Annotated in this window: 22 protein-coding genes and 1 other annotated feature; of the genes, 20 read left to right on the top strand and 2 right to left on the bottom strand. The window is 35.1% G+C overall.

Translation table 11 applies throughout. The features are described from left to right. Positions 1-34: 34 nt before the first annotated feature. Complete coding sequence (gene yidC, locus RR554_RS09915; protein ID WP_332464082.1) at positions 35-961, bottom strand: membrane protein insertase YidC; 927 nt, start codon at positions 959-961, stop codon at positions 35-37. A gap of 83 nt (positions 962-1044) precedes the next feature. After that, positions 1045-1326 carry an acylphosphatase gene (locus RR554_RS09910; protein WP_332467929.1) on the bottom strand — a complete coding sequence of 94 codons (282 nt, stop codon included), beginning with the start codon at positions 1324-1326 and terminating at the stop codon, positions 1045-1047. A gap of 103 nt (positions 1327-1429) precedes the next feature. On the opposite strand from RR554_RS09910, the gene RR554_RS09905 reads away from it, so the two are divergent. The 20 genes from RR554_RS09905 to RR554_RS09810 all read left to right on the top strand — a co-directional run. Further along, positions 1430-2191, top strand: a complete 762-nt coding sequence (locus RR554_RS09905) for a TrmH family RNA methyltransferase (RefSeq protein WP_332467928.1) — start codon at positions 1430-1432, stop codon at positions 2189-2191. 127 nt (positions 2192-2318) lie between these two features. Beyond that, a complete protein-coding gene (locus RR554_RS09900; protein WP_332464079.1) occupies positions 2319-2819 on the top strand; it encodes an HD domain-containing protein in 501 nt (166 codons plus the stop codon). A 91-nt stretch (positions 2820-2910) separates the two neighbouring features. Beyond that, entirely contained in the window at positions 2911-3249 is a 339-nt protein-coding gene (locus RR554_RS09895) for a winged helix-turn-helix transcriptional regulator (RefSeq protein WP_332464078.1), read from the top strand. 47 nt (positions 3250-3296) lie between these two features. After that, positions 3297-3506: a binding site (T-box leader), on the top strand. A 51-nt stretch (positions 3507-3557) separates the two neighbouring features. Then, positions 3558-4604: a phenylalanine--tRNA ligase subunit alpha gene (gene pheS / locus RR554_RS09890; protein WP_332467927.1), complete on the top strand. Its 1047-nt coding sequence runs from the start codon at positions 3558-3560 to the stop codon at positions 4602-4604. A gap of 4 nt (positions 4605-4608) precedes the next feature. Further along, positions 4609-7023, top strand: coding sequence for a phenylalanine--tRNA ligase subunit beta (gene pheT / locus RR554_RS09885; protein ID WP_332467926.1), 2415 nt, complete (start codon positions 4609-4611; stop codon positions 7021-7023). 151 nt (positions 7024-7174) lie between these two features. Beyond that, complete coding sequence (locus RR554_RS09880) at positions 7175-7579, top strand: hypothetical protein (RefSeq protein WP_332464075.1); 405 nt, start codon at positions 7175-7177, stop codon at positions 7577-7579. 130 nt (positions 7580-7709) lie between these two features. Then, the gene (locus RR554_RS09875; RefSeq protein WP_332464074.1) at positions 7710-8615 is read left to right on the top strand and encodes a YitT family protein; all 906 of its coding nucleotides are present in this window, start codon (positions 7710-7712) and stop codon (positions 8613-8615) included. 221 nt (positions 8616-8836) lie between these two features. Beyond that, the gene (locus RR554_RS09870; RefSeq protein WP_332464073.1) at positions 8837-9277 is read left to right on the top strand and encodes a MarR family winged helix-turn-helix transcriptional regulator; all 441 of its coding nucleotides are present in this window, start codon (positions 8837-8839) and stop codon (positions 9275-9277) included. A gap of 23 nt (positions 9278-9300) precedes the next feature. Beyond that, on the top strand, positions 9301-10278 hold the full coding sequence (locus tag RR554_RS09865; RefSeq protein ID WP_332464072.1) for a beta-ketoacyl-ACP synthase III: 978 nt from the start codon (positions 9301-9303) through the stop codon (positions 10276-10278). Between the two features lie 30 nt (positions 10279-10308). Further along, positions 10309-10554: an acyl carrier protein gene (locus RR554_RS09860; RefSeq protein ID WP_332464071.1), complete on the top strand. Its 246-nt coding sequence runs from the start codon at positions 10309-10311 to the stop codon at positions 10552-10554. A gap of 76 nt (positions 10555-10630) precedes the next feature. Beyond that, positions 10631-11596, top strand: a complete 966-nt coding sequence (gene fabK, locus RR554_RS09855; RefSeq protein ID WP_332464070.1) for an enoyl-[acyl-carrier-protein] reductase FabK — start codon at positions 10631-10633, stop codon at positions 11594-11596. A gap of 10 nt (positions 11597-11606) precedes the next feature. After that, on the top strand, positions 11607-12542 hold the full coding sequence (gene fabD / locus RR554_RS09850; protein ID WP_332464069.1) for an ACP S-malonyltransferase: 936 nt from the start codon (positions 11607-11609) through the stop codon (positions 12540-12542). Between the two features lie 14 nt (positions 12543-12556). Continuing rightward, entirely contained in the window at positions 12557-13291 is a 735-nt protein-coding gene (gene fabG, locus RR554_RS09845; protein ID WP_332464068.1) for a 3-oxoacyl-[acyl-carrier-protein] reductase, read from the top strand. A 10-nt stretch (positions 13292-13301) separates the two neighbouring features. Next, complete coding sequence (fabF, locus tag RR554_RS09840) at positions 13302-14540, top strand: beta-ketoacyl-ACP synthase II (RefSeq protein WP_332464067.1); 1239 nt, start codon at positions 13302-13304, stop codon at positions 14538-14540. Between the two features lie 2 nt (positions 14541-14542). Next, the gene (gene accB / locus RR554_RS09835) at positions 14543-15019 is read left to right on the top strand and encodes an acetyl-CoA carboxylase biotin carboxyl carrier protein (protein WP_332464066.1); all 477 of its coding nucleotides are present in this window, start codon (positions 14543-14545) and stop codon (positions 15017-15019) included. A gap of 10 nt (positions 15020-15029) precedes the next feature. Continuing rightward, a complete protein-coding gene (gene fabZ, locus RR554_RS09830; RefSeq protein ID WP_332464065.1) occupies positions 15030-15458 on the top strand; it encodes a 3-hydroxyacyl-ACP dehydratase FabZ in 429 nt (142 codons plus the stop codon). Positions 15459-15462: 4 nt separating this feature from the next. Beyond that, positions 15463-16821, top strand: coding sequence for an acetyl-CoA carboxylase biotin carboxylase subunit (locus RR554_RS09825; protein ID WP_332467925.1), 1359 nt, complete (start codon positions 15463-15465; stop codon positions 16819-16821). 19 nt (positions 16822-16840) lie between these two features. Next, positions 16841-17713 (top strand): acetyl-CoA carboxylase, carboxyltransferase subunit beta, encoded by an 873-nt coding sequence (accD, locus tag RR554_RS09820; RefSeq protein ID WP_332464063.1) that lies wholly within the window; start codon positions 16841-16843, stop codon positions 17711-17713. Continuing rightward, a complete protein-coding gene (locus RR554_RS09815; protein WP_332464062.1) occupies positions 17706-18497 on the top strand; it encodes an acetyl-CoA carboxylase carboxyl transferase subunit alpha in 792 nt (263 codons plus the stop codon). The genes accD and RR554_RS09815 overlap by 8 nt, the downstream gene beginning before the upstream one ends. A 131-nt stretch (positions 18498-18628) precedes the next feature. Further along, the coding region (locus RR554_RS09810; RefSeq protein ID WP_332464061.1) for a metal-sulfur cluster assembly factor at positions 18629-18942 on the top strand (314 nt) is incomplete at its 3' end.

Raw genomic sequence — 18942 nt, 5'->3', positions numbered from 1 at the left:
AAAGTTTTTTAAGCTTTCAACTCTTTTTATTGATTTATTTTCTTTGTTGTTTTCCAGCATTACGGCCTTGAGCGTTTTTGTTTGTGTTAACATTCTTAGGCGCTTGTTTTGCTTTTTTAGGTGTAACATCTTTTACCTTTGGTTTAACTGGTTTAATTGGATTTTTTGCCAATTGTTCAGCAATTTCAGCTTTTACTTTTGGTTTGTGGTAAAGGTTAGTGATTAATGATTGAATACAACTAAAAATACCACCGATTACCCAATAAAGTGTCACTCCAGCAGGAGCGCTGATTGAGAACATAATAATCATGATAGGTGACATATAGCTCATCATCTTCATTTGTTTTTTCTGCTCTTCAGACATGCCAATCATGCTGATATAACTTTGAGCAAAGTAGCTGATACCTGCTAATGCAACAAGAAGTAAACTTCTTTGCCCTAAGTCAATTCCTAAAAAGACTGACTCGTTGATACCAGGCGTGAATTTAGCAGCAAAGAAAAGTGCTGTAAAGATTGGCATTTGGATTAGTAAAGGTAAGCACCCCATACCACCCATTAAGTTAATGTCATTTTCTTTATACATTTTTTGCAAATCAGCTTGAGCTTGCATTTTTTCTTCGTTTGTTGTTGCTTCTTTCGAACGTTGATTAATTTCATCTGCGTACGGTTTAACAGAAGCCATTTTTTCTTGTTGAATCATTGATTTTTTCATTTGACTTAAACCAAGAGGCATAATAATCAAACGAACGACAATTGTTAAAAGAATAATGGCTAAACCAAAGCCAAGACCCCAATCGTCAGCTAAAAATGTAATAACGTTACTCATCGGTTTAACTAGGAAGTTATAGACAAAGCCATCTCCTGTTGGATTACCCGTTTTATCTGTCTTAACACAACCAGATAAGAAAATAAGTAATCCTAGTAAACCTGATGATAATAACCATCGTTTTAATTTTTTCATTTAATTCGTTCCTTTTCTTTAATCTACACAAAGATTACTATATCTAAAATCACTGAATAATTCAATCTAAATATTAAATATATTTAGTAGATAATACTGAAATTAGCATAATCTCCTATTTTTTTTGACGTATCCAGATAAAGATGGTCTACACAACAAAAACGAGATGGCGAATTTCTTACTTTTTCGATAAAAGCTTGAACGTTCTCTTCACTGCCACAAGCTTCAATATAAACGTCTCCACTGCTTTGGTTTTTTACAATTCCTGTGATATTCATTTGAGTAGCTAATAGTTGAATGGTGTACCGAAAGCCAACACCTTGAACTTTTCCAGAAGCTGTCATCGCTATTTTCATATCTGTCATACCTTTCATTTGTTTTTCTTATTATACCTTGAAAAAAAAGAAATAGACAAACTATCAATTTTCTCTAAATTTGATATAATAGAAAAAATCGAGGTGGCGTATATTGAAAGAGATTGAATCAATAAAAAATGAACGAATTAAAAATTATAAAAAATTAGAAAAGAAAAAGTACCGTGATAGTGAAGGTATTTATTTATTAGAAGGTGAACATCTAGTAGAAGAAGCGATTAATTACGAAGCACAAATTGAGGCGCTTTTAATAGCTAAAGATAACCTTTTAGAATTTAGCAACTTAACTGATAAAATAGATAGTAAGAAAATAATTGTGGTGACAAAAGAAGTAATTAAATACTTATCTACTTTACCAAGTCCACAACCAATCATAGCGGTTGTCTGTAAAGATAATCAAAGAGCCCGTGAAACAGCGACAAAACATTGCTTGTTGTTAGATAACGTTCAAGATCCGGGAAATGTTGGAACGATGATTCGAACAGCTGATGCGGCAGGATTCTCAAGTGTTATCTTAGGAGAAGGAACAGCGGATGTGTATAGCCCAAAAGTTGTCCGCTCAATGCAAGGAAGCCAGTTTCATATTCAAATACAAGAAATGAATGTAGTCGAAAAAATGAAAGAGTTACAATCAGAAGGGTATACCGTTTATGGTACTGAACTCAATGAATCGGCTATAGCTTATCAGCAGATTGAAAAAAGTGATAAAATAGCAATTGTTATGGGGAATGAAGGACAAGGAATATCCAAAGAAGTCTTAAATGAAACAGATTGTAATGTTTATATTACAATGAGAGGTAAGGCAGAATCCCTTAACGTAGCGGTTGCTGCAGGAATTATGATGTTCTTTGTTTAAAATATTACGATTTTATTAAGTACGGTTGATAAAGTAGCTTTCAAAATCTTTTCGTGCTAAAATACATTAGAATGATTCAGAGTTACCATAAAAATAGACACATATTAAAGGAAAGTGGATTAACCTTATGACATTAAATTGGAAAAATGACATTGAATATATGGAATTAGTGGAAGACTTAATTTTTACAGATGACGTACAAAGCTTATCAGTTTATAAACAACATCATTACTCAAACCGTTTAGAACATTCAATTAATGTATCTTATAGAAGTTTTTTGTTAGCAAAGAAATGGAAAGGTGATTTAAGAGCGACTGCAAGAGCAGGACTTTTACATGATTTATTTTTCTATGATTGGCGTGAAGAAAAACAAGGCGAAGGCACACATGCCTATGTTCATCCACGCGTTGCCCTTAATAATGCTAAAAAATTAACTGAGATTTCAGAACTTGAAGAAGATATTATTGTGAAGCATATGTTTGGAGCTACAGTTGCTCCACCAAAATATAAAGAAAGTTACATTGTGACTTTAGTTGATAAATATTGTGCCTGTGAAGAAGTCATTGTACCGTTTTATCAAAGAGCAAAATTTAGAGCGTCAGCATATTTTGGCTTGGCGAATGTATAAATATTAAGCCGACTTACTAGGAATAGTCGGCTTTTTCTATTATACTTAAGCTACTCCTTAAAATAGATAACGAGATAAATGAGGTGAGATAATGGAATCATGTGAAGAGAAAAAATTCATGTTATGCCCAAAATTTGAAAGAACTTTTGAAATTTTAGGGAAAAAATGGAATGGTTTAATTCTTGATGTTTTGATTGAGGATGGCCCGCAACGTTTTGTAGAATTGGCGAATAAAATTCCAGAGGTAAGCGACCGCGTACTAGTTGAGCGTTTAAAAGAATTGGAAGAAAAGGGACTAGTCGATAGAACAGTCTCATGCGAAGAAAAAAACAGAGTAGAATATAGTCTGACAAGTAAAGGGTTAGATTTAAAACCGGCTATGGAAGAACTTAAAAGCTGGGGAGAGAAATGGGTAGATATTCAAGGATGAGCTTGACCTTTCTCTAAATATCTTGTAGTATGATTTTAAATAAATAGTTAAAAACGCTGAAGGAAAAGAGTAATTTAATCATTTTTTCAAAAGGGAGACTTGCCGTTGACTGAAAGCAAGTTGTAAAAAAATTAAATGAAGTTCACTTCCTGAGTTGTTTAAAAGCAAGTAATAAACCGGTGGCAATCATCGTTAACAAATAAAAGAGCACACAATTTGTGTGAATTAGGATGGTACCGCGAGACATCGTTCCTGTTAACAGGAATGATGTCTTTTTTTGTTGCTAAAAAAGAAAGGATTGAAGAGATATGTCTTTAAAAGAAACATTAGAGCAGTTGAAAAAAGAAACATTAACTAAAATTGAGACAACACAAAATTTAGATAGTTTAAATGAAATTCGTGTTCAAATTTTAGGTAAAAAAGGATCCATCACTGAAGTATTACGAGGAATGAAAGATTTAGAACCAGAAATGCGTCCAGTTGTGGGTGGTTTTGCCAATGAAATTAGAGACCATTTAACACAAGAATTGGAAGAAAAGAAAGCTGAACTAGAACAATTAGCTATTAATGCTGCATTAGAAAAAGAAACAATTGATGTGACACTACCAGGTCATGAATTGACAACGGGAACACCGCATATTTTGACACAAGTTGTGGAAGAAATTGAAGATGTCTTTTTAGGATTAGGCTATGAAATCATTGAAGGCTATGAAGTAGAACAAGATCAATATAACTTTGAGCGTATGAACATTCCTAAAGACCATCCGGCAAGGGATATGCAAGATTCATTTTATATTAATGATGAAATTCTATTAAGAACGCATACCTCACCAATTCAAGCAAGAACAATGGAAAAACATGATTTTTCAAAAGGATCACTACGCATGATTAGCCCTGGTAAAGTTTTCCGTCGTGATAGTGATGACGCTACTCATAGTCATCAATTCCACCAAATTGAAGGCTTAGTTGTTGATGAAAAAATTACAATGGGTGACTTAAAGGGAACACTTGAAGTCTTACTTAAAAAACTATTTGGCGAAGAACGTGAGATTCGTTTACGTCCAAGTTACTTCCCATTTACAGAGCCTTCAGTTGAAGTAGATATTAGCTGTTTCAAATGTGGTGGTAAAGGATGTAATGTTTGTAAACAAACTGGTTGGATTGAAATTTTAGGTGCTGGAATTATTCACCCTAGTGTCCTTGAAATGTCAGGTATTGATTCTACTAAATACAGTGGATTTGCCTTTGGTTTAGGACCAGACCGTGTTGCCATGCTTAAATACGGTGTGAATGATATTCGCTATTTCTATCAAAATGATTTACGATTCTTAGAACAATTCAAAGTAAAGGGGTAATAAGATGTTAGTCTCATATAAATGGTTAAAAAAATTAGTTGATCTTGAAAATATTACACCAGACGAATTAGCCGATAAAATGTCTCGTTCTGGTATTGAAGTTGAAGATGTTGTTGTTCCTGAAGAAGGACTCAAAAAAATTGTTGTAGGTGATGTTAAAGAGTGTGTCCCACATCCAGACAGTGATCATTTATCGATTACACAAGTAGACGTTGGTGAAGACGAACTGTATCAAATCGTCTGTGGTGCACCAAATATTACTTCAGGAAAAAAAGTGATTGTGGCGTTACCAAATTCACGAATTACAGGTAACGTAAAAATTAAAAAAGGGAAAATGCGTGGCGAAGTTTCTTTAGGTATGATTTGTTCATTAGAAGAGCTTGGCTATTCAAACAGTCTTGTTCCTAAAGAATATGCTGATGGCATTTATTTCTTACCCGAAGAAGCAATACCAGGAGAGCCAGTGTTTTCTTATTTAGATATGAATGATTCAATCATTGAGTTATCCATAACACCAAATAGAGCAGATGCGTTGAGCCTACGTGGTGTAGCTCATGAAGTAGCAGCTATCTATGACCGCAAAGTAAACTTTCCAACTAAAGAATTAGTTGAAGCAGAAGATGCATCAATTGAAGAATTTATTAGCGTTAAAGTGGAAGACCAAAAAGAAGTACTAACTTACCGGATGCGTGTGATTAAAGATGTAGAAATCAAGGAAAGCCCAATGTGGTTACAAGCCTTGCTGATGAATTCAGGTATTCGTCCAATTAACAACGTAGTGGATGTGACTAATTATGTTCTACTTTTATTTGGACAACCACAACATGCCTTTGATTATGATAAATTAGGTAGTAAAGAAATAGTAGTCCGCCGCGGATCTACTGGTGAAAAACTAACCACATTAGATGAAGTTGAACGAGACTTAACAACTGAAAATCTAGTTATTACAAACGGTACTACACCAATTGCTTTAGGTGGCGTGATGGGTGGACTTGATTCAGAAATCACCAAAACAACTACAACAGTAGCACTTGAAACAGCTCTTTTTGATCCAACATTAACGCGTCGCACGGCAAAACAATTTGGTTTAGCAAGTGAATCAAGTAAACGTTTTGAACGCGGTATTAATACAGCAACTGTTGAAGAAGCAAGCTTATTTGCTGCTCAAATGATTGCCGAGCTTAGTGGAGGAACAGTTGTTAAAGGTGAAGCAATGAGTCACGATTACCAAAAAGAAGATGTTGTCGTTGCTATTACGTTAAGTAAAATAAATCGCTCACTTGGAACAACTTTAAATGTTTCTGAAGTAGCAGCTATCTTTACAAGTTTAGGTTTTGCTCACACAGAAAACCAAGAAAAATTTGTTGTCAGTATTCCACCAAGACGTTGGGATATCACTATCGAGGCTGATTTAGTCGAAGAAGTGGCACGTATCTATGGTTATGACAACTTACCTTCAACGTTACCAAGTGGGTCATCAGTTGCTGGTAAATTATCAAAAAACCAAAAAATTACGCGTAATATTCACCAACGTTTAGAAGGAAATGGCTTAAATGAAGCTATCAGTTATATGCTAACAACGCCTGAACTTGCTACAAAATTTGTACTAGATAAAAAAGAAGTCGTGGCTCTTGATTTTCCAATGAGTGAAGAACGTTCTGTTGCTAGACAGAGCTTAGTTCCTGGCTTGTTAAAAAATGTGGCTTATAACCAAGCTAGAAAACAACAACAAGTAGCCTTTTATGAAATTGGTAATATCTTTGAAGTTTATCCAGATCAAGTATTACCAACAGAAACAAAACATGTCGCTTTAGCTGTATCAGGTATACTAGCTGCTAAAACATGGGATAGCCCAGCTCAAATGGTTGATTTTTATTCATTAAAAGGAATAACTGATAACTTATTTGAATTACTTGGTCTAGAAGGAATCCGTTATATTCCAACTAGTGAATACGAAGAGATGCATCCAGGAAGAACAGCTCAAATTAAAATTAATGACACAGTTATTGGTTTTATTGGACAAGTTCATCCTCAATTTGCTAAAGAAATGGAAATAAAAGAAACATACATCTGCGAACTTGATTTAGAAACTCTTTGTGAGTTAACTAAAGAGGAACCAGATTACAAAGAAGTTGGAAAATATCCTTCTATTAAAAGAGATATAGCTTTATTAGCTGATGTTACAGTCTCTAATCAAGACATTCTTGATGTGATTCAAAGTAAAGGTGGCAAATACTTAGTGGATATCCACCTGTTTGATGTGTTCCAAGGTGAAAAATTAGGACATCATAAAAAATCATTGGCTTATTCATTGGTCTTTAGAAATGATGATGCTACTCTAGTAGATGAAGAAATTACTACTGTTGTAGAAAAGATTAGTACAGCCTTATCAGATGAGTTAAACATCGAAGTAAGATAAAATTATTACTAATAATACAGAAGGTTGAACGCTTTTATAGGTTCAACCTTTTTAAACTTTCTTTGACTAATAGTATAAAGTGTCAGATAATGAATTTAGTTGTTTGAAAGCCGTAAAATTTGACGTATAATGGACACAAGGAAGTGATTGAATGAAGCAACAGAATAAATGGCGGGAAAAAATTGTTTATTTTATGAAAGATAGGTATGGACAAAATGACGTGTTAAACAAGCACATCCTTTTCTTAAGTTTTGTTTCATTAATTATCTATCCTTTTACAAATTATTATATTTTTCTGATTATTTCCCTGTTATTATTAAGCTACTCTTATTTTAGAACACTTTCTAAAAATAAAGAGGCTAGAAAAAAAGAAAATGAGGCTTACAGAAAAAAATTAAGTCCAATTCGTTTTCAACTATTGAAATTTAAAAATAGAGACAGTTATCGTTATTTAAAATGCCCAAACTGCAAACAAAAAATTAGAGTTCCTAAAAACAAGGGAACGATTAGAGTGACATGTCCAAAATGTCACCATGAAAAAGAGATGAAGACTTAAAGAAGTATTAAATAAAACGTTGATAAATTAAACAGTGTTAAGAAATAAAGAAAAACAAGGGGTTTCTCTTTATTTTTTTATGTTTAATTGTTACATTGTTCAAGGAAGAAAAATAAAGGAGGAAAATAGTATGGGAAAAGTAAAGAGCGTGTACGAGCAAAATGAGATGATCAAGAAAGTGATTGTCATCATATTTTCTGGTGTTATTTTGGCAGTAGCACTGAATTTCTTTTTAATACCAGCCAACGTGTTCTCAGCTGGAGTAAACGGGATTGCTCAGTTAATATCAGGGATTTTAGAAAAATCTTATGGTATCGGAATAGATACAGGAGTTTTGATTTTCGCTATGAATATTCCCATTGCTATTTTAGGGTTTGTTAAACTAGGAAAATCAGCAACGATTTATAGTTTGCTAACTGTTGTATCAGTTACTGTCATGACCCTAATTATTCCTGTTACAACGATTACAGATAACCAGTTATTAAACGGGATTGTTGGTGGTGTGTTAACAGGTGTCGCAGTGGGAACAACAATGAAATTTGGTTTTAGTACCGGAGGAATGGACATTGTTTCTCTTGTTTTAGCTAAAACAACAGGCAGAACAGTTGGTTCATTAATGATGATCATTAATGCCTTTATTGTTGCAACCGCAGGATTTATTTTTGATTGGGAATCAGCTTTATATACCATTATTTCGATTTTCTGTACCACACAAGTTGTTGATACAATCCATACAAGTCATCAAAAAGTTACAGCATTTATTACAACATCTAAACCAGACGAAGCCGTTCATTCTATTCAACAAGAATTAATTAGAGGAATGACGCTACTTCCAGGAAAAGGTGCTTATTCTAAGAATAATGTATCTGTTATTATGATTGTTATTACTAAATATGAACTTTATGAATTAGAACAAGCTGTCTATATGGTTGATGAAAAAGCATTTATTAATATTGTGCCAACTCAAACTGTACTTGGTAGTTTTTGGAACGAAGATCAACAAAAAGAAGCAAAACAAACATTTAAAGGGATGTAAATCCTTTTAGTGTTTGTTTTTTTTTGCTTTAAAATCATTGATTTATTGGGGTTTTTAAATAAATTACAAATTTTTTAATAAAAAAAGCTTGCAATTTATATGTTCGTTGCATATACTTTGAATATCAAATCATTTGATTATCAAACTATTTTTCATTGCTTTTTATTTTTTTTACCCATATACTTTGATTATCAAACTAATAGTGAGAGAGGCATTTGAGAATGGATGACAAGATGAATATCGTCAATGCCCAGCTAGTAAGAGTCTTTAATGACATTTTGACAATTGAAGAGACAGAGCTTAAAAAAAGTGATTTTTCTGATCTATCAATCAAAGAGATGCATACAATTGAAGCAATAGGTATGGGTGATAATAAAACGACAGGAGAAGTAGCAAAACAGCTATCTGTGACAGTAGGAACATTAACAGTAGCCGTTAATAATTTGGTTAAAAAAGGATATGTTGATCGTGTAAGAAGTGATACAGATCGAAGGATTGTTAGATTAAAGTTAACAAACCGAGGTCGTCTTTTTTATCGGGCACATCAACAGTTTCATAAAAAAATGGTTGGAGCGGCTTTAGAAGATATGTCTAGTGAAGAAAAAGAAGCACTAGTAAGAGGTTTACAAAGTCTTCATCGTTTTCTAAAGAAGTATTATTAATTATGTAGGGAGATGAATATCACATGCAGTTGTATCCTCAAATAACTAAGGTGGCAAAGTATGTACCACCTAATAGAGTCACAAATGATGATCTAGCCAAAATCATGGATACAAATGACGAATGGATAAACTCTCGAACAGGTATTAAAGAACGCCGAATAGCAACAACTGAAACCACAAGTGATTTGGCAACAAGAGTAGCAGATCAGTTAATTGAAAACTTAGATGTTTCGACGATCGATTTTATTCTTGTTGCTACAATGACAGGTGATTATAGCACACCGTCTACCGCTTGCTTAGTTCAAAGTAATATTGGAGCAAAAAATGCCTTTTGTTTAGACGTCAATGCTGCTTGCTCTGGATTTGTCTTTGCCCTTTCCACCGCTGAAACATTTTTATCAAGTGGAAAATATCATCGAGGTTTAGTCATTGGTGCAGAAACAATGTCGAGTATGTTAAATTGGCAAGATCGAAGCACCGCTGTTTTATTCGGAGATGGAGCAGCCGGTATTTTATTGGAAAACACATCTCAGACACCAAAGTTTGTGGATGAATTACTTCAATCAGATGGTAAACGCGGCATGGCACTATTTGCAAAAGAAAATGTCAATGATGTTCCATTCAAACCAGATGACAATAGAAAGTCAGAAGGAATGAAAATGGATGGTAAGAAGATTTTCGATTTTGCTTTGCGGGATGTATCTAAAAATATGACAAACATCCTTCTTGAAAATTCAGAATTTTCGGAAAATTTAGATTATGTTTTAGCCCATCAAGCAAATGTTCGAATTTTAGAAGCCATCTCAAAAAAAACAAACATCCCAATGTCAAAATTTTTAACGAATGTTTGGCAGTACGGGAACACCTCAGCTGCGTCAGTACCACTACTTTTAGTTGATGAGATTGAAAGTGGTGCACTTACTCTAGGAAGTAATCAACATGTGATGCTAACAGGATATGGTGCGGGATTGACCTGGGGAAGTATTTTATTAAAACTATAAATTAAACTTATTATTGGAGGAATTATTATTATGTCAACTTTTAACAAAATTCAAGAAATTATTGTGGATCAATTAGGTAAAGAAGAAGAAGAAGTACAATTAACAACAAACTTCCGTGAAGAATTAGAAGCAGATAGCTTAGATTTATTCCAAATCATGAATGACATTGAAGATGCGTTTGAAGACTCAGACGTTAAAATTGAAACTGACGAAGGCCTAAACACAGTTGAAGACCTAGTGAAGTTCGTTGATAAACAAATAGAAGCAAACAAATAATAGAAAAGACTAAAAATAGCTATAAAGTCATGTACTTTATTAGCTATTTTTTTAAGACACTAAAGAGGGTGAACTAATGAAAAAATCAAAAATTTGTGACATGTTAGATATTGACTATCCCATTTTTCAAGGAGCAATGGCATGGGTAGCTGAAGAAAAATTAGCCAGTGCAGTTGCTAATGCAGGCGGTTTAGGATTAATTGCTTCAGGACATGCACCAAAAGAAATTATTAAAGAAAAAATCGACATTGCAAAAGGGTTAACGGATAAGACGTTTGGCGTCAATATTATGTTAATGTCTCCTTTTGTTGAGGATATTGTTGATTTGGTCATTGAAGAAAAAGTTAAAGTAATAACTACAGGTGCCGGATCTCCTGGTAAATACATGAAACGCTTTAAAGAAGCAGGAATTATTGTTATTCCTGTTGTCGCTTCAGTCGCTCAAGCAAAACGTATGGAAAAAGAAGGTGCTGATGCGGTTGTCGTTGAAGGTATGGAAGGTGGCGGTCACATCGGTAAGTCAACAACCATGACTTTAGTGCCACAAATTGTTGATGCTGTGACAATCCCAGTTATTGCTGCTGGGGGAATTGGAGATGGTCGAGGAATTGCTGCAGCACTTATGCTTGGAGCAGAAGCTGTCCAATTAGGAACGCGCTTTTTAGTGTCAACTGAGTCAATTGCACATGATAACTTTAAAGAAAAAGTCGTTAAAGCAAAAGATATTGATACGGTGATTACCGGCCTATTAACAGGACATCCTGTTCGTGGTTTAAGAAATAACTTAACGAAAGAATTCTTAAAAGTAGAACGTTTTGAAGGTGGTCAAGAAAAACCTGATTTTGATCGTTTAGAAGACTTAGGACGTGGTGCATTAAAACGTGCCGTAATTGATGGAGACACGAAAAACAGCTCAATGATGGCAGGTCAAATTGCTGGCCTAATCAAAACAGATAGCCAAAGTTGTCATGAGATTATTCAAGAATTGATGACTGAAACAAGAGATGTGCTAAAAACGCGTTCTCAAGTTTGGGGCGCTTAAGGAGTTATACATGAAAATAGGATTTGTATTTAGTGGCCAAGGTGCCCAGTATCTTGGAATGGGCAAAGAGTTTTATGAATCATCTCCTCAATTTAAACAGATAATTGATCAAGGTAGTGACATTTTAGGTATTGATATGAAACGTATTATGTTTGAAAATCAGGAAAAACTGAATTTAACAGAATATACACAACCTATCATTTTAACGATGAGTGTTGCTATTTCAACCATGATAAAAACAACACTAGGTATAATACCAGATGTCGTTTCTGGGCTGAGTTTAGGTGAGTACTCGGCGCTTGTTGAAAGTGGGGCGTTGGATTTTAAGGAAGCAGTTACCTTAGTCAGACAACGAGGGAAGTTCATGCAAGAAGCTGTACCAGATGGTGTTGGTGCTATGACAGCTGTGATGGGACTTGAGAGAGAGACCGTCATAAATGCTTGCCTAGAAGCTTCTGATGTTTCAGGAGTTTATCCGGCAAACTTTAATATGCCTGGGCAAATTGTTATTGGCGGGTATAAAGAAGGTGTCGCTAAAGCAGAAGAGTTGTTGAAAGAAAAAGGAGCTAAACGGTTAATACCACTAACAGTGAGTGGCCCTTTTCACACACCTTTGTTAGAACCTGCTGCTACTAAGTTGAATGATCTTTTAAAAACAATTGATTTTAAAGATATGAATAAACCGGTCATTACAAATGTATCTGGAGAGGTGATTAAGTCTTCATCTGACATTAAGGAAACATTGACTAAACAAGTAATGTCACCTGTTTATTTTGAAGATTGTGTTAAAAAAATGATTGACCTTGGAGTCGATACCGTTATAGAAATTGGTCCAGGGAAAACGTTGTGCAGTTTCATAAAGAAAATTGATAAATCTGTTCAAACATTTAATGTAGAAAACCCAAAAACATTTGAAAAGTTAGCAGATTTCTTAGATAAAGATTGAGGAGGTAATTGTTCTTGTTAAAAGAAAAAACTGTCGTCATTACAGGAAGTTCCCGCGGGATTGGACGAGCTTTAGCTGTTGAATTTGCCAAACAAGGTGCCAATATTGTTCTAAATGCTAGAAAAGAGATTGATTCATCATTAATAGAAGAAATTGAATCTTATAATGTGAAAGCCCATGTCGTTCTGGGTGATATTCAATACTTCGAAGAGGCAAAAAAATTAATTACTGAAGCAAAAGAAACATTTGGTTCGGTAGATGTGTTAATAAATAATGCAGGAATTACTAGAGATATGTTATTAATGCGAATGAAAGAAAGCGAGTTTGATTCAGTTATTAATGTGAACTTAAAAGGCACGTTTAATACTATTCAACATGTTTCTAGTATCATGCTAAAACAAAAATCAGGCACAATTATTAACTTATCTAGTGTGGTTGGTTTAACTGGAAATGCTGGTCAAGTCAACTATGCAGCAAGTAAAGCTGGTGTGATTGGTTTAACCAAATCTGTGGCAAGAGAGTTATCAAGTCGAGGCATTACATGTAATGCTATTGCTCCTGGGTTTATTGAAACGGATATGACAGCAGAATTGAGTGACAAAGTAAAAGAAGCAACGATTGCTCAAATTCCATTAAAAAAATTAGGACAAGTTGAAGATATTGCTCGCACTGCCGTCTTTTTGGCAACAAACAAATACATTACAGGACAAGTCATCAATGTAGATGGTGGCATGGTCATGAATGGCTAGGAGGCAACTCATGAGAAGAGTCGTAGTAACAGGAATGGGTGCTGTCACTCCTTTGGGGAATACAGCAGAAGAATTTAAAGAAAATATTATGGCAGGAAAAAATGGTGTAGCCGAAATTACTCATTTTGATGCCACTGAAACAGGTATTACAGTTGCAGCAGAAGTGAAAGATTTTGATCCTACGCTTTATATGGAGAAAAAAGAAGCAAAACGTATGGATATGTTTTCTGTTTACGGTATAGCAGCAGCAACACAAGCTATGAAAGATAGCGGGTTGACAGCAGAATCGATGAATGCTGACCGCTTAGGAGTAATTGTTAGCTCAGGAATTGGTGGAATGACAACGATTCAGGACCAGGTAATCCGAATGAACACAAAAGGTCCAAAACGTGTGGCACCTTTCTTTGTACCAATGGCAATTGGCAATATGGCTGCTGGAAATATCGCAATTAAAGTTGGAGCTAAAGGAATTTGTACATCAATTGTTACTGCTTGTGCTTCTGCAACTAATGCGATTGGAGAAGCTTTTAGAAATATAAAACATGGTTACTCTGATGTGATTTTAGCAGGTGGGGCAGAAGCGACTATTTGTGAAATTGGTATTTCAGGATTTGCAGCTCTAACAGCCTTAACACCGGCAACAGATCCAAATCGTGCGTCTATCCCATTTGATAAAGAACGTAGTGGATTTGTTATGGGTGAAGGAAGTGGTGTCTTAGTTTTAGAAGACTTAGAACATGCTTTAAATCGTGGTGCTAAAATTTACGGTGAAGTAGTTGGATACGGCTCAAACTGTGATGCGTTTCATATTACAAGTCCAAATCCTGATGGCTCAGGAGCTGGAAAATGTATGGTTCAAGCAATGGAAGAAGCAGGGATTACTTCAAGTGATGTGAGTTATATCAATGCACATGGAACAAGCACGCCAACCAATGATGGCGCTGAGACGACTGCTATTAAATATGCTCTAGGTGAAGAAGCGAAAAACATTCCAATTTCTAGTACTAAAAGTATGGTAGGGCATTTACTTGGTGCTGCAGGTGCTGTTGAAGCGATTGCTTGTCTTGCAGCTATTGAGAAAAACTTTATTCCACCAACAATTGGTTTAGAAGTAGCAGATGAAGCGTGTGATCTAGATTATGTACCCCAAACAGGAAGAGACCATGAAGTAGAATATACGTTGAGTAATTCACTTGGTTTTGGTGGGCATAACGCTGTTATCTGTTTGAAGAAATGGCGAGGTGAGTAGGTGTGACTTTTTCAGAAATTAAAGAGTTACTTGAGATGTTTGAGTCAGGTTCTATTCGTGAAATGGATTTAAAAAAAGATGACGTGTCTTTATATTTAAATAAAAATGAAATGAATCGTCAAGGAGTTCAAGAATCTACTATTAATAATGGTCCTAAAGAAACACTCACTCAGCCTACTCCAGTTGTTTTCCCAATTAACACATCGGAAGAAGAAGTGGCAGAGAATTTAAGTCACTCTCTTGAGGGAGCTACAGTCGATTCACCGATTGTCGGAGTAATCTATACAGCAAGTGAACCAAGTGCTCCTAATTTTGTTAGTGTAGGAGATAAAGTTAATGTAGGGGATACATTATGTATTATAGAAGCGATGAAAATTATGAATGAAGTTAAAAGTGATATCTCAGGAACTATTACAGAAATATTAATTGAAAACGAGGATGTTGTTGAGTTTTCTCAACCACTATTCCGTATCGTCTAGGAGGATAAACATGCAATTAAATGTACAAGAAATTATGGAAATTATTCCAAATCGCTACCCAATTATGATGGTAGATAAAGTCACAGAATTAGAACCAGGTAAATATGTGAAGGCTATAAAAAATGTTACTTACAATGAGCATTTCTTTCCAGGTCATTTTCCAGGAGAACCAGTTATGCCGGGCGTTTTAATTTTAGAAGCATTAGCACAAACTGGGTCAATTCCGTTACTTAAAAGTGAAGAATTTCAAGGTCAAACAGGTTATTTAGGTGGGATTGATAAGGTGAAATTCCGTCAAAAGGTTGTACCTGGTGATGTCCTAGTGATGGAGATGGAAATTATTAAACGCAAAGGGAATATCGGTGTTGGAAAAGCAACGGCTTCAGTTGAAGGTAAAAAAGTTTGTACCGCATTAATGACATTTATTATTGGAGCGTAAGCCTATGTTTGATAAAGTTTTAATTGCTAACCGTGGAGAAATTGCGGTAAGAATTATTCGAGGATGTCGAGAACTGGGAATTAAAACCGTTGCTGTCTATTCAGAAGCTGATAGAGAGGCCCTTCATGTAGAAATGGCAGATGAAGCAATTTGTATTGGACCGGCCAAAGCAACTGATTCGTATTTAAATATGCATAGTGTATTGAGTGCTGCTATAGTAACTGGTGCTCAAGCGATCCACCCTGGATTTGGTTTTTTAGCAGAAAACAGTATGTTTGCTGAAATGTGTGAAGAGTGTCAAATTAAATTTATTGGACCAAAGCCTGAAACCATTGATGCAATGGGAAACAAAATCAATGCTAGAAAATTAATGATTGAAGCTAATGTACCAGTTATTCCCGGAAGTGACGGAGAAGTAGCGACTTTTTCAGAAGCAAAGCTTATAGCTAAAGAAATAGGTTACCCGTTAATGTTAAAGGCAGCAGCTGGTGGTGGTGGTAAAGGAATTCGAAAAGTTCAAGAAGAAAGCGAACTAGAAAAACAATTTTTATCAGCACAACAAGAAGCGGTAGCTGCGTTTGGTAATGGGCAAATGTATATTGAGAAAATTATTTATCCAGCAAGACATATCGAAGTTCAAATTTTAGGGGATCACTTTGGTCATGTCATTCATTTAGGTGAACGAGATTGTTCTCTTCAAAGGAGTAACCAAAAAGTTTTGGAAGAAGCGCCAGCGTATGGCTTACCAGAAACATTAAGAAAACAAATGGGAGAAGCCGCATTAAAAGCAGCAAAGGCAGTTTCTTATGAAAATGCAGGAACGATTGAATTTTTAGTAGATCAACAAAATAGGTTTTATTTTATGGAAATGAATACAAGAATACAAGTTGAACACCCAGTAACTGAAATGGTAACAGGTGTTGATATTGTTAAATGGCAATTAAAAATAGCTTCTGGGGAGCATTTAACGTTAATGCAAGAAGATATTCTGCTAAAAGGACATGCTATAGAATGCCGAATTAATGCTGAAAATCCAGCGTTTAATTTTGCGCCATCACCTGGCACAGTAGAAAATTTATTATTACCAAGTGGCGGAATTGGTATTCGAGTGGATAGTGCCATGTATAATCATTACACAATTCCACCCTTTTATGACTCGATGATTGCTAAAGTAATTACACATGGAGAAAATCGGATGGAAGCACTTGCTAAAATGCAACGAGCTTTATCAGAACTCGTAACAGATGGTTTGTTAACCAATCAAGAATTCCAATTAGATTTGATTACACACAAACAGATTATTAAAGGAAAATATGATACAAGCTTTTTACAAGAAACATTTTTACCTACGTGGAAAAAATAATTAGATGAGGAGGAGAGATATGGGCTTATTTAAAAAAAGAAAATATATTCGTATCACTCCGTCCCAACCTGAAACAGAAGAAACTCGTCAACCAAAACCCTTTGTTCCAGATGGCTCTTGGGAGAAATGTCCAAGTTGTCATAAGCCACTGCACAAAAAAGAATTGGGACAAGAAAGAACGTGTCAACACTGTGGGTATGGTTTTAGAATTGGTGCTAAACAAAGATTGGCATTAATTGTTGATGAGGGAAGTTTTGAATCATGGGATACAGAGATAGCTTTTAAAAATCCAATCAATTTTCCAGACTATGAAAAAAAAGTAACTGCTGCTAAAGAGATGACAGGTCTGGAAGAAGCTGTTCTTACAGGAAAAGCTACGATTGATTCTCAAGAAGTCGTCATTGGTATAATGGATAGTCGATTCATTATGGGAAGCATGAGTAGCATTGTGGGTGAGAAAATTACTCGAGCATTTGAAAGAGCTCAGGAGTTGAAGCTACCTATTATTATGTTTACGGCTTCAGGTGGTGCTAGGATGCAAGAAGGAATCATGTCTTTAATGCAAATGGCTAAAATATCTGGTGCTGTCAAACGACATAGTGAAGCTGGCTTGTTTTATATGACTGTGCTAACAGATCCAACAACAGGTGGTGTTACAGCTAGTTTTGCGATGCAAGGGGATATTATCATTGCAGAACCCCAAACAATGATTGGTTTTGCTGGTCGTAGGGTAATTGAGCAGACCATTCGTCAAAAATTACCTGATGATTTTCAAAAAGCAGAATTTCTACTTGAAAAAGGGTTTATTGATAAGATAGTTCCAAGGCAAGAATTAAGAGAAGTTCTAAGTTTGCTATTAACCATGCATCAAAGGAGTGAGTGCGATGATTAGAACAAAAACAGCCAACGATATCGTCAAACTTGCCAGATCATCAGAGAGAATCACGACCCGAGAGTTTATTAATGAAATATTTGATAATTTTGTGGAGTTACATGGAGATCGTTACTTTGGTGATGATGGAGCGGTTATTGGTGGTATTGCCTATTTAGAGAAACAGTCTGTTACCGTGATTGGTATTCAAAAGGGGCGAGATTTAGAAGAAAATATTGCTACTAATTTTGGCTCTCCAAGTCCAGAAGGGTATCGTAAATCTTTGCGTTTAATGAAGCAGGCAGAGAAATTTAATCGACCAATCATCACGTTTGTTAACACACCGGGGGCTTTTTGCGGCATTGAGGCAGAAGAACGTGGCGAAGGTGAAGCAATAGCAAATAACCTGTATGAGATGAGTCAATTAAAGGTTCCGATTATTTCCATTTTCACAGGGGAAGGTGGAAGTGGTGGAGCGATTGCTTTAGCTTTAGCTGATGAAGTGTGGATGTTAGAGCATAGCATTTATTCTATTCTCTCGCCAGAAGGTTTTGCGTCAATTCTTTGGAAAGATAGTTCAAAAGCTGATGAGGCTGCTGAAATTATGAAGTTAACAGCATATGATTTAAAAGAGCTGGGAGTGATTGAGAAAATCATCGCAGAAACTGATAATCAACAAGACAAATCATCTAAACAAATTAGCCAAAATTTAAAAAATGAATTAATAAATAAATTAAATGAATTACAACAACTAGATGATGAAATCTTAATAAATCAGCGCTATGATAGGTTTAGAAAATTTTAAAAGCCAAAAAGGAGCCAAAAAACTCTTGATTGGCTTTTTTGTTTTTTTATTCAAATGCAACCTGAAATAACTTTGTTTACAAACGAACTTAACTCAGTTATTATAAATATGACGTGAGAGGAGTGCTAATAATGAGCGAAAAATGGAACGACGAAAAATTAGAAGAAATTAAAGAAGATATCTTATCAGCTTTAGAAACAGTTATTGATCCGGAGCTTGGCATTGACATTGTAAACCTTGGATTAATTTATGAGGTTAACTTAGATGACAATGGCTTTTGCGAAATTAAAATGACACTTACCACTATGGGATGTCCATTAGCGGATGTTTTAACTGATCAAATCCATCAAGCTGTTAGTGAAGTAGATGAAGTAAAAGAAGTAGAAGTAAAACTAGTTTGGTACCCGGCGTGGACGACTGATAGAATGTCGAGATATGCGAGGAT

Origin of the sequence: Vagococcus sp. (genome assembly GCF_036639995.1) — a bacterium.
Classification (GTDB): Bacteria; Bacillota; Bacilli; order Lactobacillales; family Vagococcaceae; genus Vagococcus.
Note: the sequence above shows the minus strand (reverse complement) of the source record. Positions and strands in the feature narration are given on the sequence as shown.